Source organism: Oerskovia turbata (assembly GCF_000718325.1).
Lineage (GTDB): Bacteria > Actinomycetota > Actinomycetes > Actinomycetales > Cellulomonadaceae > Oerskovia > Oerskovia turbata.
In genome coordinates this window covers 166,783-184,599 of sequence record NZ_JOFV01000002.1, presented here as the reverse complement: position 1 = coordinate 184,599, position 17,817 = coordinate 166,783, and the positions used below count along the sequence as shown (strand labels likewise).

Below are 17,817 nucleotides of genomic sequence, written 5' to 3'. Positions count from 1 at the left end.
GGAGAAGACGATGGCGACGATCCCGAGCGGGCCCACGATCAGCGACTCCGAACGAGCAGAGCTCGAGGCCCTGCGGGCGGAGGTCCGGCGCCTGCGTGCCGAGCGCGCCGCCCCGCCCTCCGGGCCGGTCGTCGCCGCGGCGCCCCGCCGTGGCGGGTGGCTCCGCTGGACCGCCGTCGCGGTGCTCCTGGTGCTCGCGGGAGTCCTCATGCTGGGCTCGGTCGTCGCCCGGTACGTGCGCGGCGAGATCCTCGACACGGACCACTACGTCGCGACCGTGACCCCGCTGGGCTCGGACCCTGCGATCCAGGCCGAGATCAGCACCAAGGTCTCGGACGCGATCCTCGAGCGGATCGATCTGGAGACCTTGACCACGCAGGCGCTCGCGACGCTCACGCAGAACGTCGACCGTCTGCCTCCCCAGGTGGAGGGCCTCGCCCCCCTCCTCGCGAGCCAGGGCGAGTCGTTCGTGCGTTCGACCGTGGACCGCATGGTCACGTCGCCGACGTTCGAGGAGCTGTGGATCGTCGCGAACCGCCAGGCGCACAGGAACCTCGTGTCGGTCCTCACGGGAGAGGGCGACACGGCGGTCACGGCCGACGCGGACGGTCAGGTCACGCTCTCGCTCGGGCCCATGATCGAGGAGGTCACGGAGCGGCTCTCGGCTCGGGGTTTCACGTTCGTCGAGAACCTGCCGTCGATCAACCCGCAGTTCGTGCTGTTCACGTCGGACGACGTCGTGACGGCGCAGCGTGCGGTGGCTGCCCTGAGCAAGGCGGCGAACGTCCTGCCGTGGCTCTCGCTCCTGGTCGCGGCCGGCGCGGTGTGGGCGGCACCGCCCGGGCGTCGTCGTCGGGCGGTGATCCTCGCGGGCGTCACGTACGTCGTGGCGATGGCGATCCTCGCGGTCGCGATCACGGTCGGCCGGTCGGTGTACCTGGGTGCCGTACCGTCGGACGCCCTGTCACCCTCGGCAGCGACGGCGCTGATCGACGCGGTGCTGGTCCCGCTGCGCACGTCGCTGCGCGCGGTGTTCGCGTTCGGTGTGGTCGTCGTGCTCGCCGCGTACCTCACGGGCCCCAGCCGGTCGGCGGTCGCGGTCCGCGGCGGGTTCAACTGGCTCGTGCGCGCTGCCAGTCGCGGGCATGCGGGCGACAGCGGTCGCGCGCCCCATCCGTTCGAGGTCTGGGTCGCGCGGTTGCGCTGGCCCCTGATCGCCCTGGTCCTGGCAGGGGCCTTGATGGTCCTGGTGTTCTCGCGCTACCCGAGCGGCAGCACGATCCTGGTCATCGCGCTGGTCGCGGCGGTCCTCGTGGTCGCGATCCAGGTGGTGTCCGCGCCTGCTCGCGGCGCGGTGACGGCGAGCGGGCCGCCGGACCCGGGCGGCGCCGTCGGGCAGGAGGGCTCCACGGAGCAGGAAGGCTCCGCGGGGCAGAAGGGGCCCGCGTCGCAGGAGGCCGGGACGCCCGTCGGGCGCTGAGCGCGCCACGAGAAGGGGGGGACATCCCCCCTGCACGACGGCGGAGCGCACCCTGGGCGCGCGGGCACCATCGGCAAGACTGGTGGTACCGCTCGAACCAGACCCAGGAGTCCTGCCACCATGTCTGCTGTGACATCCCCTCAGCCGCCGCTCGGCGACGCCGCGCCCGACGGCGCCCTCGCGCCCGGGTCGGCGCCGCCCGCTGAGCCGGTCCTGTCCGTCGGGCCCCGGCCGGCCGAACCCGCCGGCGACCTGCGGCACGCCCCCACCGGGCTCGACCCGCGGTACGTGGACCTGCGCGAGCCCGTCGGCTTCCTGGCCGCGCCCTTCGCGCGCCAGACCTGGCGCGAGTTCGGCTACCTGTGGCTGTCGCTGCTCGTCGCGCCCTTCGCGTTCACGTACGTGATGTTCACGGTGAGCTTCACGGCGGGGATCCTCGTGACGGTCGTGGGGCTCGTGGTCTCGGGCGGCCTGGTCCTCGGGGCGCGCGGCTGGGGCGGTATGTACCGCTCGATGGCGCGCTCGATGCTGTCGGTCGACGTGCTGGCCCCCACGCCGCACATGCCGCGCCGCGGGTTCTGGCGCATGCTCTGGTCGAACCTGTCGGACGGCCCCGGGTGGCGGGCCATGACGTTCATGTTCGTGAGCTTCTTCCTGGCGCTCGTCGCGTTCGTCGTGTCCGTGACGTTCTTCCTCGTGTCGCTGGGGGCCGCGACGCACTGGTTCTGGTCGCAGTTCCTGCCCGCGCAGATGGCCGCGGACGGCACGTGGCACCGCGGCGCGCAGATGGGGACCGACTGGTACGTCGACACCCCGCTGCGCCAGTCGGCGCTCGCGGCCGTGGGCATCGCGATGTGGTGGCTGTGGCCCCAGCTCGTGCGCGGGTTCGCGCAGCTCTTCCGGCTCCTGTCGGTCAACCTGCTCGGCCCCACCCGGGCGTGCCTGCGGGTCGCCGCCCTCGAGGAGTCCCGCGGCAAGACCGTCGAGGACGCGGACGCCAAGCTGCGCCGCATCGAGCGGGACCTGCACGACGGCACGCAGGCCCGGCTCGTCGCGGTCGCGATGCAGCTCGGTGAGGCCAAGGAGCAGCTCGCGGCGGGCGGCGACTCGTCCGAGGCTCTCGAGCTCGTCGACAACGCGCACGCGTCGACCAAGGAGGCGCTCGTCGAGCTCCGCGAGCTCGCCCGGGGCATCCACCCGCCCGCGCTCGACAACGGCCTGGCCGTGGCCCTCGAGACGCTCGCGGCCAGGTCCCCGCTGCCCGTGACGGTCGACGTCGACCCGGGCATCGCGCCCTCGCCCGCTGTGGAGACGATCGCCTACTTCTGCGTCGCCGAGCTCGTGACGAACGCCGCCAAGCACGCGCGCGCCTCGGGCGTCTACGTGCTCGTCGAGGAGCAGGGATCGCGCCTGCGTCTGCGCGTGCGTGACGACGGGCAGGGCGGGGCGCGCATCTCGACGCCTGACGCGCGCGGCCACCGGTCGGGGCTCGCGGGCCTCGAGGAGCGGGTGCGTTCGGTCGACGGCACGTTGGACCTCGTGAGCCCGGTCGGTGGGCCTACCGTGGTCACGGTCGTCCTGCCGAGCAGGGTGTAGCCGGCCCCCACCCGCGGAGCGGCCCGGACGTCTCGACCGAGGCGCCCGGGCCGACCCATCGACACAGAAGAGGTACCACCGTGCGGCTCGTGATCGCCGAGGACTCCGTCATCCTGCGCGACGGGCTCGTCGCCCTGCTCACCCGTCGTGGCCACGAGGTCGTCGCGGCCGTGGGCGACGGCGACGCGCTCGTCGCGCAGGTCGCGCGCCTGGCCATGCTCGGCGAGCTGCCCGACGTCGTCATCATCGACATCCGCATGCCCCCGACGTTCACCGACGAGGGCCTGCGCGCGGCGCTCACGCTGCGCGCCGCGTCGCCGGGGCTGGGGGTGCTGCTGTTCTCGCAGTACGTCGAGACGCGGTTCGTGAGCGAGCTGCTCACGGGCGGGGCCGAGGGGGTCGGGTACCTCCTCAAGGACCGTGTCGCGGACGTGAGCGAGTTCCTCGACGCCCTGACGCGCATCGCCGCGGGGCAGACCGTGCTCGACCCCGAGGTCGTGAGCCAGCTCATGGGCGCCTCACGCTCGGACGACGGCCTGGCGCGCCTCACGCCGCGCGAGCGCGAGGTGCTCGGGCTCATGGCGCAGGGGCGCTCGAACACCGCCATCGCGGAGAACTTGTTCCTGTCCTACGGGGCCGTGGAGAAGAACGTCACGGCGATCTTCGGCAAGCTCGGCCTGCCGCAGGACGCGGGGGACCACCGCCGGGTGCTCGCGGTGCTCAGGTACCTGCGGGACTGAGCGGTTCGGCACCTGTGGGGGGACATCCCCCGCGGACGTGACCGGACGGCCGCAGGGGCATCGGGGGAGGCTCCCATTCCGGGACGTACCGGGAGTTTCGAGACTGGTGGGGAACCTCTTCCCTCCGTCCCGAGGAGCATCCCGTGGCCGTCGTCGACGTCCCTCGCCTTCCTGCCCGCCCTGCCCGTCCTGCCCTCCCTGCCCGACGCCGGGAGCCGGCGCCCCGCCGTCGGGCCCTCGCCGCTGCCCCCACCCGGCGCGACGTGTTCGTCGACGCCGTGCGCGCGCTCGCGACCCTCGCGGTCCTGAGCGTCCACTGGCTCATGCCCGAGGTCACGTGGGACGGCGAGCGCCTCGGGATCGGCAACGCCCTGGCCCACGGCGGGGCGTGGACGCTCACGTGGGTCCTGCAGGTCCTGCCGCTGCTGTTCCTCGCGGCCGGGGCGTCGGCGGCCTACCAGCTCTGGCGCCCGGGCACGGCGAGCAGGCCCGACGGCGCCGCTCGCCTCCCCGGGGAAGGTCGCCGGGGCGCCGCGCAAGGCCTCGTCGCGGCCGGCTGGGACGTCGTGCGGCGCCGGATGCCGCGCATCTGGAAGCCGGTCGCGGCCTTCGTCGGTGCGTGGGCCGTGGCGGCCGTCGCGCTGGTCGCCGCAGGCGTGCCGGAGACGGCCGTGCTGCAGGTCGCCCGGATCGCGCCACAGCTCCTGTGGTTCCTCGGGGTGTACCTGCTGCTGCTCGCGGTCACCCCGGCCCTGCTGCGGGCGTACCGGGCGTGGGGATGGCGCACGGTCGCGGTCGTCGTCGCCGCGCCGTTCGTCGTGGACCTGCTGCGCTTCGCGGCGGGCGTCGAGCACGTGGCCGTCGCGAACGTCCTGCTCGGCTGGGCCGTGCCCTACGTCCTGGGGATCGCCTACGTCGACCTCGTCCGGCGTGACGCGCTGCCCTCCCGGCGCACGCTCGCCCTCGTGGCCACCGGCGCGCTCGCGGCGATGGCGGGCCTCGTCGTCGTCGGCCCCTACCCGCTGAGCCTCATCGGGATGCCGGGCGACGCGATCTCCAACCTCGGGCCGCCCACTGCGCTCGCCGTGACCCATGCCGTGCTCCAGGTGAGCGTGGCGCTCGCGGTGCGTGACGTCGTCGTGCGCTGGGCGCAGGGGCGTGGCGCGGCCCTCGTGGGGTGGGTCGCCGGGCGGTCCATGACGCTGTACCTGTGGCACCTGACCGCGATGTTCGTGGTGCTCGGCGTGGTCCTGCTGGGACTCGGCACCCCGCTGCCCGCGTCGTGGAGCGCCGACTGGTGGGCGAGCCGGCCCCTGTGGTTCGGGGCGGCCGCGCTCGTGCTCGGTGCGCTCGTGCTCGCGTTCGGGCGCTTCGAGGCGGGGACCCCGCGCCGGGCGGGGGCACGGGGCGTGCCCGTCAGCTCCGGGGGTCGGGCACCGAGTACGGCAGGCGGTGCAGCATCTCGCCCTGCTCCTGCGCGAGCACGCGTCCCCGCTGGGCGCTGACCCAGTCCCGGCTGCGCCGCTCGGCGAGGACCGCGCACAGGAAGTCCTCGGGGGGCGTCCCGGGCGGCGGGCCCGGCGCCACGAACCGCTCGATCCGGCCCGCGAGGTCCTGACCGATCCGGACGCGCGAGGCCGGGTTGAGCCCGGCGGCCCGCCCGAGGAACTGGCGGACCGCGAGGGCCAGGCCGTCCGGGAGCCTGCGCATGTCGGCGTGCGCCGCCCACCCCGCCAGATGGGGAGGCATCGCGATCGCCGCGTACGTCGGCTTCCCGCCGCGCACCCGGATCGCGTACGTCCCCGCCAGCATGTCCCCGACCCGCTTGCCCTTGTCGTTCGACAGCGACGCGACGATCGCGACCGAGCCGAACGTCATCCACAGCTCGCCCACCCCCACGAGCGCACGGATGAAGGCGTGACGGAAGCGGACGGGGCCGCCGTCGTCGCGCACGACCCGGATGCCCGTCGCGAGCTTGCCGAGCGAGCGGCCTCTCGAGAGCGTCTCGACCGTCGTCGGGATGCCGACCATGACCAGGACCAGGAGGACGATCCACACCGCGGGCGCGAAGTCGATGCTGACGGCGTTGAGCGCCGCACCCGCCACCGCGAAGAGAACGAGCACGAGGAAGGTCCCGAGGGCGACCAGGTCGATCACGGCCCCCAGGGCACGCGTCACGAAGGACGCCGGTCGCGCGTCGAGGACCACGCCCTCGCCGGTCAGGATGCCGTCTCGCACGCGTGCTCCTCCAGGGTCGTCGACACAGGTCGAGGGATCGTCGCCGTACCCGGACGGTGACCGGTGACGACGAGGGGTCCGGCCCACTGTAGGGCAAGGTGTGGCAGGGTAGCCGCGTGGACCTCGATGCCTTCAGCGCCGTGCACAGCGACGAGTGGTCGCGCCTCGCCGAGCTGACCAAGAAGCGCTCGCTCGACGGCGCCGAGGCGGACGAGCTCGTCCGCCTCTACCAGTCGGTCGCGACCCACCTGTCGACGATCCGCTCGTCAGCCCCCGACCCCGTGCTCATCACACGGCTCTCCGACCTCCTCGGGCGCGCGCGGGGACGTCTCGCGGGGGCGCACGAGCCCGCCTGGCGCGACGTGACCCGCTTCGCCACCGTCTCGGTGCCGGCCGCGCTGTACCGGATCCGATGGTGGACCGTGACGGTCACGGCGCTGTTCCTCCTCGTCGCCGTCGTCGCGGGCTGGTGGGTCGCGACGACTCCCGACGCGCTCGCCTCGATGGGCACGCCCAGCGAGCGCGAGGCCTACGTCAACGAGGCCTTCGCGAGCTACTACGACCCGGGTGCGGACTTCGCGACGGTGGTCTGGACGAACAACGCCTGGATCGCCGCGCAGTGCATCGCCCTGGGGATCTCGGGTGTCTTCCCGGCGTACGTCCTGTTCTCCAACGCCGTGGCCGTCGGGTCCACGGGCGGCATGATGGCGTACTACGGCGAGCTCGACACGTTCCTCACGCTCATCGCCCCGCACGGCCTGCTCGAGCTCACCGCGATCTTCGTCGCGGGGGCCGCGGGGCTGCGCCTGTTCTGGACCATGGTCGACCCCGGGCCGCGGCCCCGACTCCGGGCCCTGGCGGAGGAAGGGCGCGCGCTCTTCACGGTCGCCGTCGGCCTCGTGGTCATCCTGGGCGTCTCGGGCCTCATCGAAGGGTTCGTCACCGGGTCGGGCATGGCGTGGTGGCTCAAGATCGTCATCGGCGCGATCGCGCTCGCGGCCTTCTGGGTCTACACGATCGTGCTCGGTCGCCGGGCCGTGCTGGCGGGGGAGACGGGCGACCTCTCGGCCGACCTCGCGGGGGACGTCGCGCCGGTCGCGGGCTGACCCGTCCCTGCCGGTCCAGCATGGCGCCGTCGGAAGAGGCGCCCGTCAGAAGATGAGGAAGCCCAGCGCCGGGATGACGAAGGTCGCGGACAACGCGAAGATCACGATGATCGCGACCCGTCGGTTGCGGGCTTCGCGGTCGCGCGGGGTGGCCGGTCGGGTCACGGTGGTGCTCCTCGGGAGTCGGGGGGTTTCCATGCACCAGCCTAGGCGGTGGGTGGGGGTGTCTCGACGGGCCGTTGTGACGGTGCGGTGAGCACCGGGTACGTGTGCTGTCAGAACGAGCGTGGACCTGAGGCCACGTTCGTTCTGACAGCACACCGCTAGAGGCGCCCCGCGGCCTTGAGCGCGAGGTACGTGTCGGCGAGCCGCGGTGCGAGCTCGTCGGGCAGCCCCTCGACGACCTCGACCCCCTTGCGGGACAGCACGGTCCGCACCGCGGTGCGTTCGAGCTCGACGCGCGCGGCGGCCGCGGCGTCGTAGACGTCGGCGCTCGAGTCGCGGGCGTCGCGCAGGGCCGCCACCTCGGGGTCCGCGACCGAGGCGACGACCACCTGGTGCTTGGCCGTGAGCTGACCGACGACGGGCAGCAGGCCCGTCTCGACCGCGGCCGGGTCGAGCGTCGTGAGCAGCACGACGAGCGCGCGCTGCGAGAGCCGTTGGTGCACCGAGCCGACGAGACCCGGCCAGTCGGTCTCGAGCAGCGCGGGCTGGACGGGGGCGAGCGCGTCCGCCAGGGCGGGCATGAGCCGAGGTCCTGCCGCCCCTGCGACCCGGGCCCGGACGCCGCGGTCGTACGCGAACAGCTCGACGCGGTCGCCCGCGCGCCCTGCGAGGGCCGAGAGCAGCAGCGCCGCCTCGATGCTCGCGTCGAGGCGTGGCTCGTCGCCGATGCGCGCGGCGGACGTCCGGGAGGTGTCGAGGACGATCAGGACGCGGCGGTCACGTTCGGGGCGCCAGGTCCGCACGACCATGTCCGCGCGGCGGGCCGAGGCTCGCCAGTCGATCGACCGGACGTCGTCACCGATCACGTACTCGCGCAGCGAGTCGAACTCGGTCCCCTCGCCGCGCACCTGGACGGCCGAGCGGCCGTCCATCTCGCGCAGCCGCGCGAGCCGGCTCGGCAGGTGGCGGCGCGACGCGAACTCGGGCAGCACGCGCAGCCGCCCCGGGACCTCGAGCGAGACCTGGCGGGCCGCGAGGCCCAGCGGTCCCGAGGAGCGGATCGTGACCGCGCCCGCGGCGCGGTCACCGCGCCGCGTCGGGACGAGAGCGGTCACCAGGCGTGCCGACTCCCCGGGGGGCAGGTCGACGGGGTGCCGGTTGCCGTGCGCGCCCGCCGAGGGGGCCCATGCGTCGCGCACCACGGCCCGCAGGCGCCGCCCGGTCATGTTCGTCACGACGAGCTGCGACGTCGCCCGCCCCGTGAGGCGTACCGAGCCCGGCACGCGCCGCTCGACGGCGACCTGGCGCGGGGAGGCCGCGAGCGTCACGTCGAGGGCGCACAGGGCCACCACGACGAGCGCCCAGAGCAGCACCGTGCCGTACGAGGGCACCACGAGGACCGCCACCACGCCGAGGGCCGCCAGCGCGACGGCGCGCCACGTCAGAGCCATGTCATCCCTTCAGGCACGCGGCGCTCAGCGTGGGACCGGCACGGAGGCCAGCACCGTGTCGAGCACGCTCTCGGCGGTCACGCCCTCGAGCTCTGCCTCGGGCCGGAGCTGGACGCGGTGGCGCAGCGTCGGGTGGGCCAGGGCCTTGACGTCGTCGGGCGTGACGTAGCCGCGACCCGACAGCCAGGCCCACGCACGGGACGTCGCGAGCAGGGCCGTGGCGCCTCGCGGCGAGACGCCGAGCGACAGCGACGGCGAGTGGCGGGTGGCGCGGCACAGGTCCACGGCGTAGCCGAGGACCTCGCGCGACACCTGCACCTGGGCCACCTCGGCGCGTGCGCGGTCCAGGACCTCGCGGCCCGCGACGGGCCGCACGCCTGCCGCGGCGAGGTCCCGCGGGTTGAAGCCCGCGGCGTGCCGGGCGAGGACCTCGATCTCCTGGTCGCGCTCGGGCAGCGGCAGGACGAGCTTGAGCAGGAAGCGGTCGAGCTGGGCCTCGGGCAGCGGGTAGGTGCCCTCGTACTCGACGGGGTTCTGCGTCGCGATGACGAGGAACGGGTCCGGCAGCGGGCGCGGCGTCCCGTCGACCGAGACCTGGCGCTCCTCCATGGCCTCGAGCAGCGAGGCCTGGGTCTTGGGGGGCGTGCGGTTGATCTCGTCGGCGAGCAGCAGGTTCGTGAAGACGGGACCCTCGCGGAACGAGAACTCGGCCGTGCGCGCGTCGTACACGAGCGATCCCGTGACGTCGCCCGGCATGAGGTCGGGCGTGAACTGGACGCGCTTGGTGTCCAGGTCGAGCGAGGCCGCGAGCGTGCGCACGAGCAGCGTCTTGGCGACCCCGGGCACGCCTTCGAGGAGCACGTGGCCCTTGCAGAGCATCGCGATGAGCAGGCTCGTGACCGCGGCGTCCTGCCCGACCACGGCCTTGCCGACCTCGGTCCGCACCGCGGCCAGGGCCGCGCGCAGCTCGTGCGAGGGGCCCGACGGCGCAGCCTGGGCGGGTGCGTCGGCGACGGCGGGCGGGGCGGGGGCCGTGGGCGCCGGAGCGACGGGGGTGCCGTGCGCGGGCGGCTGCGCCGACGGCTCGGCCTGGCCCTGGTGGTGTGCCGGCACCGGGTGTGCGGGCTGCTCCGGCTGGACAGGCTGGGCCTGCGGCGGCGCGTAGCGGTCCGCGGGCTGCTGATAGGGGTTCGACCCCTCGGGGTGGTGCGTCACGGGTGGAAGACCTCGCTCTCCAACTGGTCAAGGTGACGTGCGAGCTCGAGCAGCGCTGCGTCGTCGGCGGGTGGTGGGCCGTACAGGAGGTGCGCGACCTGCTCGGCCGGGCGGTGCGTGGCGCGGACGACCGCGTCGATCAGCGCGGGGGCCGCTGCGGACCGGGGCAGGCCCAGGCGTGCGGCCATGCGGTCGGCGCTGTGCGCCCGCAGGCCTGCTGCTGCGTGGCCGCGCGAGCGGGACCGGCGGTACAGGCGGCCACGTCCGCGGGTCGTCTCCGCCGCGCGGACGACGACCGGGAGGTCCTCGGTCACGAGCGGCCCGAGGCGACGACCTCGCCAGAGCGCCGCGAACAGGGCGACCACGAGGAGCTGGACGAGGACGACCGGCACCCACGGTGGAAGAGCGGCCGCCCCCACGGCGGAGTCGCCCGTGGCCGAGGTGTCCAGGAGGTCGGGGACGAACCACGTCAGGGTCTCGTGCCTGCCGAGCGAGCGCAGCGCGAGGGCCGCGTTGCCGTCCTGGTCGATCCGTGCGTTGGTGATCAGTCCTGCGTCGTCGAGCGCGACGACGCGGCGGTCGCCCTCGTGGACCAGGTAGGCGCCGGTGTCGGGCGGGCTGTCGTCGCCGGGGAAGCAGACGACCGACCCCGGGCCGGTCGAGGTGAGGCCGAAGCCCGTGCTGCGGATCTCCTCGGCGGCGGTCGCGTCGGGGTCGGTGCACTGCGGGCTGCGCAGGGCGTCGGGCGACGACCAGTCGTCGCCCGGGGTCGCCGCGCCGTCGGTCGCGCCCTCGAGCAGGTCGTACCCGGGTTCGAGGAGCACCAGGTCGGCCTCGGTCGCCAGGATCGCGTCGACCTGCTCGGGCAGGAGGTTGAGGTCGGAGGTCACGAGGAGCGTCGTGCCGGCGTCGGCGCGCGAGACCGCGTCCGCGGTCGTGGTCACGTGCTCGACGTCGACGCCCTGGTCGCCCAGCACCTGGGCGAGGGCCCGGGCGCCGTTCGGTCCGGCGTTGTCGGGGGCGAACGGTGTGCTCGAGACGGCCGGCCGGGACAGCGCGGCGAGCCCCGCGACGACCGCGATCAGGAGCAGCACGGCGAGCGGCCAGCGAGCAGCCCGCCAGCGACGCGCGGCACGGGAGCCGGTCGTGGTGCCGTCACCCATCACGCGCACCGGGACGTAGGCCGTGGTGACGGCCGCGGCGGACGTGTCGGGCGCCGAGACCGGGGGCGGGGGTGCGTCGAGGCCAGTCGTCACCGGGTGCCTCCGGAGGGGGTGGGTGCCAGGGCGGGGGAGCCGGGCTCCTGACCGCCGAGCAGGTGAGCGGGAGGCGTCGGCGTCGTGGCGAGGGCCGCGGCGTCGAGCTCACGCAGCGTCTGGTCGGCCGCGGGGCCGACCGCCACCTTGCCGTACCGGACGTCGTCGAACAGGCGTGCGCCGGTCGTGAGCCGGTCGGTGAGGGTGGGCAGTCGCAGGGCGGCCTCGTCCGCGGCCTCGTGGGCCGTGCGGCCGGGGCGCGGGTCCAGGACCACGCGCTCCTCGAGCGAGCGCACGACGGCGCGGTAGCGCTCGACGACGGCGGTCGGCCAGTCCTCTGCCGAGGCGGCGGCGTCGGCCGCGGCCCGGAGCTCGGTGGCCGAGCGCTCGTCGTCGTCGAACACCGCGACCGACGAGCGGGACGTGCGGGACAGGCGGACCGGGCCCGCGACCACGTAGGCGATGGCCGCCACGACGAGGACCAGCCCGACGATCACGAGCGAGGCCACGACGGGGTTCACGTCGAGGACGCGGACGTCGCTGAAGAGACCGGTCAACCAGTCGAGGAACCGCATCAGGAGCGAGGGCTGGTCCACGTACACGGGGTCGAGGAGCTCTTCCTTCAACCACGTCCGTGCGGTGTCGGCGTCGGGGGTGACCGGGACGTCCCACCGGACGCCCTGAGGCAGGCCGAGGTGCGCCGAGCCGGCCCCCTGCCAGGCGGCGAGCGACCCGGTGGACGTCACGGTCACGCCGTGCCGTGGCCCGTGCGCTCTTCGGCCGCGGCCGTGAGCTCGACGTCCAGTCCTTCACGACGCATGCGCACGTCGATGTACAGCAGGGACACGACGCCCGCGAGGAACACCGCGCTGACGACGCCGGTGACGACCGACCCCACGGCCACGAGCACGTACATGGCGAACATGCTCCAGACCGAGAGCATGCCTCCGACCAGCCCGAACGGCTGCGCCACGAGCGACGTGATGACCGAGACCGCGACGTAGGCCAGCAGGTAGATCCCGAGCAGGCGCCAGAAGGACCCGCGCGAGACCGTCCAGCCACGCCTGACCCCGGCGGTGAACCCCTGGCCCTCGAGGACCATGGCCGGGGGGACCAGCAGCGTGCGGACACCGAACCAGGCCATGAAGACCAGGACGGCGAGCAGGCCGAGGAGCGCGACGGCGACACCCAGGCCGACGTCCGCGGTGAACGCGAGGACGGTCAGGAGGAGGTAGCCGAACCAGACGATCCCGATCACCAGCGACCACAGGATCGAGAAGCCCAGCAGCTGCCACACCCTCGACCTGGCCTGCGCCCAGACCTCCCCGGCGGTCGCCTTGCGACCGATCACGGACTGCCCCACCGACGTGATGAGGATGCCGTTGACGACGGGCAGGGCCAGGCTCAGCACGAGCGAGGACGCCAGCGAGGCCCCGAACAGGGGGAACATCTCCGTGATGCCGGTGGCGTCGGCTCCGAGCTCGGTCTCGATCTGGGCGATCTGGGGCGCGAAGATCCCGCTGACCAGCACGCCCAGGACCAGCCCGAGGACCGTCGCGACCGCGATCACGGTCGCGCTCATCCCGAGCATCACCTTGGGGTTGGCGCGGATCGCGCCGAACGCGCCGTCGAACACCTCGCCCAGGCTCAGCGGGCGCAGGGGGATGATCCCCGGCTTGTTCGCGGGGGGCGCGTAGGGCTTGCCCGCGAAGGACGGCGGGCCGTAGCCGGGCTGCTGGGGCCCGCTGTACTGCGGGGTGCCGTACTGCCCGGGCTGCCCGTACTGCCCGTACTGCGGCGCACCGTACTGGCCCGGCTGGCCGTACTGCCCGGGCTGGCCGGGTTCGCCGGAGGGCTGGCTCGGCTGCCCGTGCTGCGGCTGCCCCCACGCGTTCGACGTGGGCGGGGTCGGTGCGGGCTGGCCGGGCTGCGGCGGGGGGCCGTACCGGCCGGGCTGCGCGGGGGTCGCGCCGCCGGGCGGCGTCGGGCCCGCCGGTGGCTGCGGTGCGCGCTGGCCGTACCGCGGGGTGTCGTCCGGTGCTGGCGTGCCGGCGTCGTCGGGCGTCGTCATCTGCTCTGCTGTCCCCGCTCGGTTCTGCTCGGTTCTGTCGGGCCCGAGGGCTCGTCCTGGTGAGGCCGTGCAGGACGCCACGACGGCGTCCGGCCCGGTAGCGGACCACCCTAGTACGGGGGACGGGCCGGCGCGGCTGCCGGGCCCCTCGGGTGAACACCGGCCGCCCCACGGTGGGTCGGACCGACACCCCCGCGGTCGATGGCAAACTGGGGCCATGAAGGTACGTGTGCTTGTGGTCGACGACGACACCGCTCTCGCCGAGATGATCGGCATCGTGCTGCGGTCCGAGGGGTTCGACCCGGTGTTCTGTGCGGACGGGGACCTCGCCCTGGCGACGTTCCGCAGCACCCAGCCGGACCTCGTCCTGCTGGACCTCATGCTGCCCGGCAAGGACGGCACCGAGGTGTGCCGCCTGATCCGTGCGGAGTCGGGGGTGCCCATCATCATGCTGACGGCCAAGAGCGACACGGTCGACGTCGTGCTCGGCCTGGAGTCCGGCGCGGACGACTACATCTCGAAGCCGTTCAAGCCCAAGGAGCTCGTCGCGAGGATCCGCGCGCGCCTGCGCCGCTCGGACGAGCCCGCCCCCGAGCACCTCGCGATCGGCGACGTCGAGATCGACGTGACCGGGCACCGGGTCACGCGCGACGGCCGTCCCATCGCGCTCACGCCCCTCGAGTTCGACCTCCTGGTCGCGCTGGCCCGCAAGCCCTGGCAGGTCTTCACGCGCGAGGTCCTCCTCGAGAAGGTCTGGGGCTACCGCCACGCGGCGGACACGCGCCTGGTCAACGTCCACGTGCAGCGTCTGCGGTCGAAGGTCGAGCACGACCCGGAGAACCCGGAGATCGTCCTGACCGTGCGCGGCGTCGGGTACAAGGCGGGCGCGGCGCGCGGGTGAGCGCTCCGTCGCTGCGCGCGCGGGTGGGGCGGTCGTTCCGTCGTGCCCGACGGCGTGTGCGCGCCGTGGTCGGCCGTCTCACCTGGCGGGCCCGGTCGTCGATGCAGCTGCGCGTGGTCGGGACCGCGCTCGTCGTCGGGGTCATCACGGTCGCGGCGCTCGGGGCGTACCTGTCGAGCGCGATGCGGGACGGGTTGTTCGACCAGCGGCTCGAGCAGATCAACGTCGAGAGCGCCAACTCGATCCAGCAGGCCCAGAGCCTGTTCACGGCCTCGGTGTCCAAGACCAAGGACTCGGAGATCCAGACGCTCCTGCTCGACGTGCACAACACCCTGCGCACGAGCGGCAGCCCCGACCGCAAGATCTTCCTCATGCGGCCCGAGGGGGCGCCGTCGCGCCTCAACGACGTGAGCACCGACAACCAGCTCGCGAGCCTCGTCTCGGGCGAGCTGCGCGACGCGGTCCTGGAGAGCGACGGTCGCGAGCTCCAGTCGGTCGCGATCCCGCGCGACCCGTCCGACCCGGCCTCGCCCGTGGATCCCGGGGTGCTCGTGGGGTCGAAGGTCCAGGTGCCGACCGTCGGGGTCTACGAGCTGTACTTCCTGTACTCGCTCGCACCCGAGCAGGAGACCCTCTCGTTCCTGCAACGGACGCTGCTCGTGGGTGCGGCGTTCGTCGTGGGAATCCTGGGGCTCATCACCTGGGTCGTGACGCGCCAGGCCGTCCAGCCGGTCCGCAACGCCGCAGGGGTCGCGGAGCGGCTCGCCGACGGGCACCTCAACGAACGGTTGCCCGTCAAGGGGCACGACGAGCTCGCGACGCTGGCCCGCTCGTTCAACGAGATGGCGGAGAGCCTGCAGCTCCAGATCGGTCGGATGGAGGAGCTCTCGCTCCTGCAGCGCCGCTTCGTGTCTGACGTGTCGCACGAGCTGCGCACGCCGCTCACGACGATCCGGATGGCGGGCGAGGTCCTGCACGCCTCGCGCGACGACTTCGACCCGGCGTCCAAGCGGTCGGCCGAGCTCCTGGCGACCCAGCTCGACCGGTTCGAGGACCTCCTGGCGGACCTGCTGGAGATCAGCCGGTTCGACGCGGGGGCTGCACAGCTCGACGCCGAGCGCCGCGACGTGCGGGACGTGGTCAACGCGGCCGTCGAGCTCGCGGCGCCGCTCGCGGAGCGCAAGGGCGTGTGGATGTCGGTGCACCTCCCGGACGAGGCGGTGACCGCGGACGTGGACCCTCGTCGGGTCGAGCGGATCGTGCGCAACCTCGTGGTCAACGCGATCGAGCACGCCGAGGAGAAGCCGGTCGAGATCACGGTCGCCCACGACCGCTACGCGGTCGCGGTGGTGGTCCGCGACCACGGGGTGGGGATGACCCAGGAGGAGGCGCTGCACGTGTTCGACCGCTTCTGGCGGGCCGACCCGGCGCGCGCGCGAACGACCGGGGGGACGGGTCTCGGTCTCGCGATCTCGCTCGAGGACGCGCACCTGCACGGCGGGTGGCTCGAGGTGTGGGGGCGCCCAGGACGAGGGGCCGCGTTCCGGCTCACGCTCCCGTTGCGTGCCGGGATCCGGCTCGAGGCGTCGCCGATCGCCCTGGTGCCGGAGGACCCGACCCCAGGACGCGGTCTGCGTCCGCCGACGGGGCAGATCGAACGGGTCGAGGACCCGACGGAGGGGACCACGAGCCCCTCGGCCCTGCCGGTGCTGCCCGACGAGAACCTCACGTTCGTCCGCCAGGTGGGCGTCACCGAACGACCCGGCACGTCCGTCGACGAGGAGCAGGCACGATGACCGCCCGACGACCTGGCAGACCCGTGAAGGCCCTGGGAGGTGTGCTCGTCGCGGTGGCCCTCGTGCTGTCCGGCTGTGCGTCGATCCCCACCTCGGGCCCGGTGATCCGCGGCAGCGACGTGGTGCAGGGGTTCAACGCGCCGGGGCTGCGGGCGCGGGGCCCGGTCGCGGGTGACGACCCGGTGCGGATCGTGTCGGGCTTCCTGACGGCGCAGGCGGCCGGCCCGGCCGGTGACTTCGACGTCGCGCAGGAGTTCCTCACGGATGCCGACGCCTGGAGCTGGGACTCCCAGGTCCTGGTCTTCGACGGCGACCTCGACCTGACGGTGGACGAGGAGGCCGTGAAGACGGGGAAGGTGACGGTGACGGGCAGCGCGACGGTCGTCGGGGCCCTGAACAAGCGTGGCGTCTACACCGAGGACGTGCCCGGCGGGGAGGGGGCTGTGCCGGTGTCGTTCGGGCTGGTCCGCCAGGGTGACGGGCAGTGGCGGATCGAGACGGCCGAGGACGGGCTGCTGCTCTCCGAGAGCAGCTTCCAGGCGGCCTTCCGGCAGACCCGCCTGTACTTCCCGTCGGCCGATCGTGAGGTGCTCGTCCCCGACGACCGATGGTTCCCCAACAGGGGGTGGCAGACGAGCGCCGTGTCGGAGGTCCTGATCGGGCCGGTCGAGTGGTTGAGGGGCGCGACGGCGCCCGTGGTCCCCGAGGGGACGCGTCTGAGCATCGACGCGGTGCCCAGCGAGGGCGGCGTCTCGGAGGTCCGGTTGACGGACACGATCTCGCTCGCGCCGCCCGAGGACCGTGCGCTCCTCAAGGCCCAGCTCGAGGCGACGCTCTTCGACGCGTTGCCGCTCACCGTGAACCTCTATCGCGGGGAGGACCTGCTGAGCACCCCCACGGGCGGGACGGTGCCGACCAAGGTCGTGGCGGCGGGGAACGAGGTCGTCGCTGCGCAGGGTGAGGTCAAGGTGCTCGACGGCGGCGGGGACGAGGCGAGCTCGTTGTCCCCGGCGGTCTCGCTCGCCGGGACCAACGCGACCGCCCTGGCGCAGGGCAGCAACGCGCGCCCGCTCGTGGTCCGCGACGGCACGGACGGGCTCGTCCGGCTCGCGACCAAGAACCTGCCGGAGGTCCCGCTGCTGACCGGGGAGGATCTCCTGGCTCCGAGCATCGACCGGTTCGGCGGGGTGTGGTCCGGCCCCCGGGTGCAGTCGGGCACCTTGCAGGTCGTCCGGGCGGACCTCGCGGAGGCGGCCGAGCCCGTCACGGTCGCGGCGCCCTGGTTGGACGGGCGCACCGTGCAGTCGATCCGTGTCGCGCACGACGGGGCACGGATCGCGGTGGTCAGCTCGGACGGCGTCGGTACCCGGGTGGAGGTCGCCGGGATCGTGCGCGACGAGAAGGACGTCCCGACGGGGCTCTCGGAGCCGTTCCGGGTCGGGGCTCCCCTCACCTCGGCCTCGCAGGTCGTCTGGGCCGACGAGACGACGCTCGCGGTGCTGGGCACCGACGACATGGAGGCGGCACCCGGGGTCCATCTCGTCCTGGTCGGCGGTGAGACCACGAGGCTCTCCCCGGTGGCGGGGGCGACGGCGATCAGCGCGGGGGACGGCGACCGGACGGTCCAGGTCCTCACCCAGGACGGGACGCTGTTCGGGCGCAGCCGGTCGGGTGCCGTCTGGGAGAAGCGGATCGAGGACGTCGCGCTGCCGGCGTTCCCGGGCTGAGGTCGGGTCGGGCCCGCCGCGCGAGGGCGTGGGAGGCCGTGCACAGGCCGCCGCACGGCGCCCTCGCCCACAGGT

General features: G+C 73.9%; 14 protein-coding genes. 8 read left to right on the top strand and 6 right to left on the bottom strand.

Annotated elements, in window-relative coordinates; genetic code table 11:
* Positions 1 to 10: 10 nt before the first annotated feature.
* The 4 genes from IE95_RS0102340 (at position 11) to IE95_RS0102325 (ending at position 5,321) form a co-directional block, all read left to right on the top strand.
* Positions 11 to 1,480, top strand: coding sequence for a hypothetical protein (locus IE95_RS0102340; protein ID WP_084689721.1), 1,470 nt, complete (start codon positions 11 to 13; stop codon positions 1,478 to 1,480).
* Between the two features lie 120 nt (positions 1,481 to 1,600).
* Complete coding sequence (locus tag IE95_RS0102335) at positions 1,601 to 3,076, top strand: sensor histidine kinase (RefSeq protein ID WP_084689720.1); 1,476 nt, start codon at positions 1,601 to 1,603, stop codon at positions 3,074 to 3,076.
* Positions 3,077 to 3,156: 80 nt separating this feature from the next.
* Positions 3,157 to 3,816 (top strand): response regulator transcription factor, encoded by a 660-nt coding sequence (locus IE95_RS0102330; protein ID WP_030150018.1) that lies wholly within the window; start codon positions 3,157 to 3,159, stop codon positions 3,814 to 3,816.
* A gap of 143 nt (positions 3,817 to 3,959) precedes the next feature.
* Entirely contained in the window at positions 3,960 to 5,321 is a 1,362-nt protein-coding gene (locus tag IE95_RS0102325) for an acyltransferase family protein (protein WP_084689719.1), read from the top strand.
* Here the strand turns inward: IE95_RS0102325 and IE95_RS0102320 are convergent.
* Positions 5,233 to 6,054 carry an RDD family protein gene (locus IE95_RS0102320; RefSeq protein WP_030150016.1) on the bottom strand — a complete coding sequence of 274 codons (822 nt, stop codon included), beginning with the start codon at positions 6,052 to 6,054 and terminating at the stop codon, positions 5,233 to 5,235. The genes IE95_RS0102325 and IE95_RS0102320 overlap by 89 nt on opposite strands.
* Before the next feature lie 116 nt (positions 6,055 to 6,170).
* Between IE95_RS0102320 and IE95_RS0102315 the strand changes: the two genes are divergently transcribed.
* Entirely contained in the window at positions 6,171 to 7,160 is a 990-nt protein-coding gene (locus IE95_RS0102315) for a stage II sporulation protein M (protein WP_030150015.1), read from the top strand.
* A gap of 323 nt (positions 7,161 to 7,483) precedes the next feature.
* Here IE95_RS0102315 and IE95_RS0102305 read toward each other — a convergent pair whose 3' ends face one another.
* The 5 genes from IE95_RS0102305 to IE95_RS0102285 all read right to left on the bottom strand — a co-directional run bounded on the left by IE95_RS0102305 (position 7,484) and on the right by IE95_RS0102285 (position 13,318).
* Positions 7,484 to 8,776, bottom strand: coding sequence for a DUF58 domain-containing protein (locus tag IE95_RS0102305; protein ID WP_030150014.1), 1,293 nt, complete (start codon positions 8,774 to 8,776; stop codon positions 7,484 to 7,486).
* 24 nt (positions 8,777 to 8,800) lie between these two features.
* Positions 8,801 to 9,889, bottom strand: coding sequence for an AAA family ATPase (locus IE95_RS0102300; RefSeq protein ID WP_084689742.1), 1,089 nt, complete (start codon positions 9,887 to 9,889; stop codon positions 8,801 to 8,803).
* A 98-nt stretch (positions 9,890 to 9,987) separates the two neighbouring features.
* Positions 9,988 to 11,247 carry a DUF4350 domain-containing protein gene (locus IE95_RS0102295; protein ID WP_240666299.1) on the bottom strand — a complete coding sequence of 420 codons (1,260 nt, stop codon included), beginning with the start codon at positions 11,245 to 11,247 and terminating at the stop codon, positions 9,988 to 9,990.
* Positions 11,244 to 11,993, bottom strand: coding sequence for a DUF4129 domain-containing protein (locus tag IE95_RS0102290; RefSeq protein WP_240666298.1), 750 nt, complete (start codon positions 11,991 to 11,993; stop codon positions 11,244 to 11,246). The genes IE95_RS0102295 and IE95_RS0102290 overlap by 4 nt, the downstream gene beginning before the upstream one ends.
* Before the next feature lie 2 nt (positions 11,994 to 11,995).
* Positions 11,996 to 13,318 (bottom strand): glycerophosphoryl diester phosphodiesterase membrane domain-containing protein, encoded by a 1,323-nt coding sequence (locus IE95_RS0102285; protein WP_051702601.1) that lies wholly within the window; start codon positions 13,316 to 13,318, stop codon positions 11,996 to 11,998.
* Between the two features lie 217 nt (positions 13,319 to 13,535).
* Here IE95_RS0102285 and mtrA point away from each other — a divergent pair, with 217 nt between their 5' ends.
* Genes mtrA through IE95_RS0102270 form a run of 3 tightly spaced genes read left to right on the top strand, consistent with a single transcriptional unit; the run spans position 13,536 to position 17,742 of the window.
* Positions 13,536 to 14,219, top strand: coding sequence for an MtrAB system response regulator MtrA (mtrA, locus tag IE95_RS0102280; protein ID WP_030150009.1), 684 nt, complete (start codon positions 13,536 to 13,538; stop codon positions 14,217 to 14,219).
* A complete protein-coding gene (mtrB, locus tag IE95_RS0102275) occupies positions 14,216 to 16,015 on the top strand; it encodes an MtrAB system histidine kinase MtrB (RefSeq protein ID WP_338068429.1) in 1,800 nt (599 codons plus the stop codon). Before mtrA ends, mtrB begins: the two co-directional genes overlap by 4 nt.
* Positions 16,012 to 17,742, top strand: a complete 1,731-nt coding sequence (locus IE95_RS0102270) for an LpqB family beta-propeller domain-containing protein (RefSeq protein WP_084689718.1) — start codon at positions 16,012 to 16,014, stop codon at positions 17,740 to 17,742. The genes mtrB and IE95_RS0102270 overlap by 4 nt, the downstream gene beginning before the upstream one ends.
* Positions 17,743 to 17,817: the final 75 nt, after the last annotated feature.

Bases quoted from the DNA above. Each gene is read 5' to 3' on its own strand.
- mtrA (WP_030150009.1), top strand. From the start codon at position 13,536: ATGAAGGTACGTGTGCTTGTGGTCGACGACGACACCGCTCTCGCCGAG.
- IE95_RS0102270 (WP_084689718.1), top strand. From the start codon at position 16,012: ATGACCGCCCGACGACCTGGCAGACCCGTGAAGGCCCTGGGAGGTGTG.
- IE95_RS0102285 (WP_051702601.1), bottom strand. From the start codon at position 13,318: ATGACGACGCCCGACGACGCCGGCACGCCAGCACCGGACGACACCCCG.
- IE95_RS0102340 (WP_084689721.1), top strand. From the start codon at position 11: ATGGCGACGATCCCGAGCGGGCCCACGATCAGCGACTCCGAACGAGCA.
- IE95_RS0102305 (WP_030150014.1), bottom strand. From the start codon at position 8,776: ATGGCTCTGACGTGGCGCGCCGTCGCGCTGGCGGCCCTCGGCGTGGTG.
- IE95_RS0102335 (WP_084689720.1), top strand. From the start codon at position 1,601: ATGTCTGCTGTGACATCCCCTCAGCCGCCGCTCGGCGACGCCGCGCCC.